The sequence below is a fragment of the Romboutsia sp. genome, assembly GCF_051659545.1.
Lineage (GTDB): Bacteria > Bacillota > Clostridia > Peptostreptococcales > Peptostreptococcaceae > JBOFOR01.
The window spans coordinates 1-6,436 of sequence record NZ_JBOFOR010000223.1 but is presented as its reverse complement, the minus strand read 5'-3'; the positions used below and the strand labels follow the sequence as shown (position 1 = coordinate 6,436).

The following is a 6,436-nucleotide window of genomic DNA, read 5'->3' as shown; positions in this document are numbered from 1 at the left end:
AGTAAAAGTTAATACTTTGTATTGCTACAGATGTAGCAACTAAAATTTATCAGGAGCCGTATGCGAGGCCCGCACGTACGGTTCTGTGAGAGGTCTGAACTCGGGATTAATTACCCCGAGTTTTTCCTACTCGATTAGGCTACCTATTCAGAAGTTTTTATCTCAGATAGAACGTCCTTAAGAGTACTTAAAGAATCATAAAGCTTGTCTATTTGATTATTAGACAGACTAGATAAATTACCCTTCATAGATATCTTAACTAAATTGAATCTTTCATCTAAGAACTTATTACCCTCATCAGTTAAACTTATATTTACAATCCTTCTGTCTTTATTATCATGAACTCTATTAATCATACCTTCATCAATTAGCTTATTTAAAAGCTTGGTCATATTAGGTGTAGAAATCAATAGCCTCTTGGCTACATCAGAAATAGGGCATTCACCTTGTTCTTTTAAAACCAACATAATTTGAAACTGAGAGTGGTTAAATCTAGCATTATGATCAAAACCACAACCTTGTTTTATTAGCTTTTTTTGAAACAAAGGCATTATAGAAATAAAGTCAGAAATGATAAGCTCTAGCTTGTCATTATTCATAATATTATCCTCCATTTAGATTAGAAAAAATTAACATATTTCAAAAACTTTTTTTGGTTGACTTTTCCATAAAAAAGCATATAATTAAAAAGTATAATAGTTAAAAAGTATAAGTATTAAAAAATATAACTAATTATTATTATACAACATTTTATAATTAATATGTAAGAAATATTACAAAAATTACATATAAGTGAAGGGGGAAGAGGCATGTTTAAAATCACAAGATATTTTAAACCGTTTTTAGCATCAATATTTGCAGTTATTATCTTATTAATAGTGCAAGCCACTTGTGACTTATCCCTACCGGATTATACATCGAATATAATCAATGTAGGTATACAACAAGGAGGAATAGAAAATCCAATACCGAGTGTATTAAGCAAAGGTTCTTTAGATAAACTAAAGTTATTTATGAATGATAAAGATATAAGTAAAATCGAAGAAAATTATACACTAATAGAAAAAGACAAATCAGATTATAAACTAAAAAATGAACCGTTGTATGAGTTAAATACTAAAGATGAAGCAACAATAGAGGAACTAAACAAAATTATAGCAAAGCCTGCTATGATAGTAATGGCATTAGAATCAGGAAAACTAGATGAACAGATGAAATTGCCTAAAGGAGTAGACATATTTACAGCACTTGAAAATATGCCAACGCAGCAAGTAAATGGTATAAAAGACAAAATAGATTCAGAATTTGATAATATAGAAGATAGTATAATTGAACAAGGTGCAATAGAATACGCTAAAGGTGAATATAAAAAAATAGGTGTAAATACTGAAAAAATTCAAACTAAATATATACTTACGTCGGGCGCTAAAATGTTAGGTATAGCTCTTATTAGTATGGCTGCCACTGTTATAGTAGGGTTCTTAGGAGCAAAAATAGCAGCAGGTATGGGTAAAAATATGAGAAAAGATGTATTTAGAAAAGTAGTAGGGTTTTCTAATGGAGAATTTGATAAATTTTCAACAGCATCACTTATAACTAGAAGTACTAATGACATAAATCAAATACAAACAGTTATGGTAATGCTTGTTAGAATGGTATTTTATGCTCCGATACTTGCAATAGGAGGAATAATAAAAGTTCTTCAAACAGACACATCTATGGCATGGATAATAGGAGTTGCAGTTATAGGTATATTATCTATAGTAGTTGTATTATTTAGTTTAGCTATACCGAGATTTAAGGTAATACAACAATTAGTAGATAAATTGAATCTAGTAACTCGTGAAATGCTAAATGGTATGTTAGTTATTAGAGCATTTAGTACTCAAAATAAAGAAGAAGCTAGATTTGATGAAACTAATACAGAACTAAGAAAAACATCAACCTTTATAAATAGAGTAATGACAATAATGATGCCAGCTATGATGCTTATAATGAACCTTATAACAGTACTTATAGTATGGGTAGGAGCAAACCAAATAGATGCAGGTAGTATGCAAGTTGGAGATATGATGGCGTTTATACAATACACAATGCAAATAATAATGGCATTCTTATTTATATCAATGTTATCAGTAGTTATACCACGTGCTTCAGTATCTGCAGGACGTATTAACGAAATATTAGTTACTAACTATGAAATAGAAGATCCTGAAACAGAAAAAGAATTTAACAATGATAAAAAAGGTATAGTAGAATTTAACAATGTATCATTTAAATATCCTAATGCAGAAGATGATGTACTAAGTAAGATTAGCTTTATAGCAAAGCCAGGTCAAACTACTGCATTTATAGGTAGTACAGGAAGTGGTAAATCTACTTTAGTAAACCTAATACCTAGATTCTATGATGTAACAGATGGTGAAATACTAATAAATGGTGTAGATATTAGACACATCAAACAAACCAAACTTAGAGAAGAAATAGGATATGTACCTCAAAAAGGAGTACTATTTAGTGGAACTATAGAAAGTAATATTAAATACTCTAATGTAAACTTAAGTGAAGAAGAAGTAAAAGCTGCAGCCCACATAGCTCAAGCTACAGAGTTTATAGATAAAAAAGAAGAAGGATATAAAAGTGAAATAGCACAAGGTGGTACAAATGTATCTGGTGGTCAAAAACAAAGACTATCAATTGCTCGTGCATTAGCTAAAAAACCTCAACTGTACATCTTTGATGATAGTTTCTCAGCATTAGATTTAAAAACTGATGCAGCACTTAGAAGAGAATTAAAATCACAAACAGAAGATGCAACAGTTATTATAGTTGCTCAAAGAATAAGTACAATTATGAATGCAGACCAAATCCTAGTATTAGATGAAGGAAAAATAGTAGGTCATGGTACTCATAAAGAACTTATCAAAAACTGTGAAGTATATAACCAAATAGCACTATCCCAGTTATCAAAGGAGGAGCTAGACAATGAGTAATCAAAGAAAAGTAAAAATGAAAGGACCAGGTGGGGGTGGACCTATGGGAAATATGCTAAATGATGCAAAAGCCAAAGATTTCAAAGGTACTATGAAAAAACTTCTTAACCACCTAAAACCATTTAAAATAGCTATGCTAGTAGTATTAATATTTGCAATAGGAAGTTCTATATTTTCTATAGCAGGTCCTAAAATATTAGGGAACGCTACAACAGAAATATTTGAAGGATTAGTAGAAAAAGTAGCGGGAACAAGTGGTGGAGGAATAGACTTTACTTATATAGGTAAAATTTTAACTACTTTAGCCATATTATATGCAATAAGTGCAGTATTTTCATTTATTCAAGGGTTTATTACATCTGATATATCACAAAAAGTGTCTTATCAATTAAGAAAAGAAATAAGTGAAAAAATCAACCTTATGCCACTTAAATACTTTGATAAAATGTCTCATGGGGAAGTATTATCAAGAGTGACAAATGATGTAGATGCAATAAGCAACAACCTACAACAAATACTAGCACAAATGATAACAGCCATTACAACTATTATAGGTGTACTTATAATGATGTTATCAATAAGTCTTACTATGACAATAGGAACCTTAGTAGTTATACCACTTTCTATGGTATTCATGATGGTTATAGTTAAAAAATCACAAGTATTTTTCAGAAAACAACAAGAATACTTAGGTCATACTAATGGGCATATAGAAGAAATCTATAGTGGTCATACTATAGTAAAAGCATTCAACAGAGAAGAAAAGGCTATAGAAGAATTTGATGAGTTAAACGAAACACTATACAATACAGCTTGGAAATCTCAGTTCTTATCAGGGCTTATGATGCCAGTTATGACATTTATAGGAAACCTAGGATATGTAGTAGTAGCAATACTTGGTGGATACTTAGCTATTCAAAAAGCTATAACAGTAGGTGATATACAAGCTTTCATACAATATAGTAGAAACTTTATGCAGCCAATAGCTCAAACTGCTCAAATAGCAAATATAATGCAAGCAACAGCAGCTGCAGCAGAAAGAGTATTTGAATTCTTAGAAGAAGAAGAAGAAATAGTGGAAGTAGAAAATCCAGTAGATACAAGTGATTTACAAGGAAAAGTAAGCTTTAAAGATGTAAACTTTGGATACAACGAAGACAAAACAATAATAAATAATTTCTCTATAGACATAAAGCAAGGTCAAAAAGTAGCAATAGTTGGACCAACAGGAGCAGGAAAAACTACAATAGTAAAACTATTAATGAGATTCTATGATGTAAACAGTGGTCAAATATTAATAGATGACCATAACATACAAGACTTTAGTAGAGGCGACTTAAGAAGAACCTTTGGGATGGTACTTCAAGATACTTGGTTATTTAGTGGAAGTATAATGGAAAATATAAGATACGGTAGACTTGATGCTACTGATGAAGAAGTAATACAAGCGGCTAAACTTGCTCACGCTCACCACTTTATAAAAACTCTACCAGGTGGATATAACATGGTGATAAATGAAGAAGCAAACAATATATCTCAAGGGCAAAAGCAGTTACTTACAATAGCAAGAGCAATACTTGCTAACCCTAAGATACTTATATTAGATGAAGCTACAAGTTCAGTAGATACTCGTACAGAAGTGCTTATACAAAAAGCTATGGAGAACCTAATGGAAGGTAGAACTAGTTTTATAATAGCACATAGATTATCAACTATTAGAGATGCTAATACTATTCTTGTTATGAATGATGGAGATATAGTAGAACAAGGAAATCATAAGGCGCTTTTAGCATCTAATGGATTCTATGCAAATCTTTACAATAGCCAGTTTGAGAATAAAGAAGTTGTATAATATATAAATTAGAAAGGACTCTATACAAATAGGGTCCTTTTTACAATAAAGAGGAGTGTAGTTGTACTATATTTGAAGGTTGGATATAATATATATATGAGTACAACTAAAGGAGGTAAAACTATGGAGAGAAAGCCACTACCAATAGGTATAGATAATTTTGAAAAATTAATAACAAGAGGTTATTATTTTATAGACAAAACATTACTTATAAAGGATTTGATAGATAATAAAGCAGATGTGAACTTGTTTACAAGACCAAGGAGATTTGGTAAAACTTTAAATATGAGTATGCTACAGTATTATTTTGAAGATGAGCATAATGAATTTGATGGAAGTAAGAAAGATAATACTTATCTATTCGATGGATTGAACATAATGAACCAAGAGGATAAATATTTAAGTTATATGGGGCAGTATCCTGTAATTAACATTTCTTTAAAGTCAGGAAAACAACCTACATTTAAAATGGCGAATGAATCAATAATAGATGAAATTATAAAAGAATACACAAGACATAGATACATTCTAAAAGAGGACAAACTATCAGACGGAGAAAAACAGGCTTATTTAAATATATTAAACAGAAATGCAAGAGATATAGATTACGCAAAATCTCTAGAATTGCTAAGTAGATGCCTTGAAAAACATTTTAATAAAAAAGTTATTATTTTAATCGATGAATATGACGTACCATTAGAAAATTCATTCTTTAAAGGGTTCTATGAAGAAATGATTGATTTCATTAGGTCTTTATTTGAATCAGCACTTAAGACAAATACAGCCTTAGAGTTTGCTGTAATTACTGGATGCTTACGTATTTCAAAAGAAAGTATATTCACAGGACTTAACAATTTAGAGATAATATCTATATTAAACAAATCCTATGACGAATACTTTGGATTTACAAACCAAGAAGTAGAAAAAATATGTGAAGATTACTCAATACCAGATGAATATGAAGTAATTAAAGAATGGTACAACGGATATACATTTGGAGAAGCAAATGTATATAATCCTTGGAGTGTGGTACGATTTGTAAAAGATATAGTAATTAATCCAAAGGTATTTCCAACTTCATATTGGGCAAATACTAGCTCAAATAGTATAGTCAAAAGCTTAATAGAAAGAGCTGATGATAAAACTAAGGGTGAAATAGAAGCCTTAATAGAAGGTAAAACTATAGAAAAGCCTATTCACGAAGATATAACCTATGATGAAGTATATGACACTATGGACAACTTGTGGAACTTTATGTTCTTTACTGGATATTTCAAAAAGATTAGCGAAAGAATGGATGAAGAAGAAAATAGATTTGTAGAATTAGCCATTCCAAATAAAGAAGTAAAATATATCTTCAGAACTAAAATACTTAAATTATTTGATGAGAAAATAAACCTTTGTGATAGAAAACAATTATTTCAATCTCTTATAAACAAAGATCCTGAAAACTTTGAAATAGAACTAGGAAATTTATTATTAGAAACTATTAGCTTTAATGATGCTTACGAAAACTTTTATCATGGATTTTTAGCTGGTGTTTTATCAGGTATGAAAGGGTATATAGTAAAGTCTAATAGAGAAGGTGGTA

Annotated in this window: 4 protein-coding genes; 3 read left to right on the top strand and 1 reads right to left on the bottom strand. The window is 30.1% G+C overall.

Going from position 1 to position 6,436, the window contains the following annotated elements; all coding sequences use genetic code 11:
* Positions 1-143: 143 nt before the first annotated feature.
* Positions 144-599 carry a MarR family winged helix-turn-helix transcriptional regulator gene (locus ACRC03_RS12315; RefSeq protein WP_438652868.1) on the bottom strand — a complete coding sequence of 152 codons (456 nt, stop codon included), beginning with the start codon at positions 597-599 and terminating at the stop codon, positions 144-146.
* A 210-nt stretch (positions 600-809) separates the two neighbouring features.
* Here ACRC03_RS12315 and ACRC03_RS12310 point away from each other — a divergent pair, with 210 nt between their 5' ends.
* From ACRC03_RS12310 to ACRC03_RS12300, 3 genes are all read left to right on the top strand, one after another.
* Positions 810-2,993 carry an ABC transporter ATP-binding protein gene (locus ACRC03_RS12310; protein WP_438652867.1) on the top strand — a complete coding sequence of 728 codons (2,184 nt, stop codon included), beginning with the start codon at positions 810-812 and terminating at the stop codon, positions 2,991-2,993.
* Positions 2,986-4,845, top strand: a complete 1,860-nt coding sequence (locus tag ACRC03_RS12305) for an ABC transporter ATP-binding protein (protein ID WP_438652866.1) — start codon at positions 2,986-2,988, stop codon at positions 4,843-4,845. Before ACRC03_RS12310 ends, ACRC03_RS12305 begins: the two co-directional genes overlap by 8 nt.
* A gap of 123 nt (positions 4,846-4,968) precedes the next feature.
* On the top strand, positions 4,969-6,436 hold a 1,468-nt coding region (locus tag ACRC03_RS12300), incomplete at its 3' end, for an AAA family ATPase (RefSeq protein ID WP_438652865.1).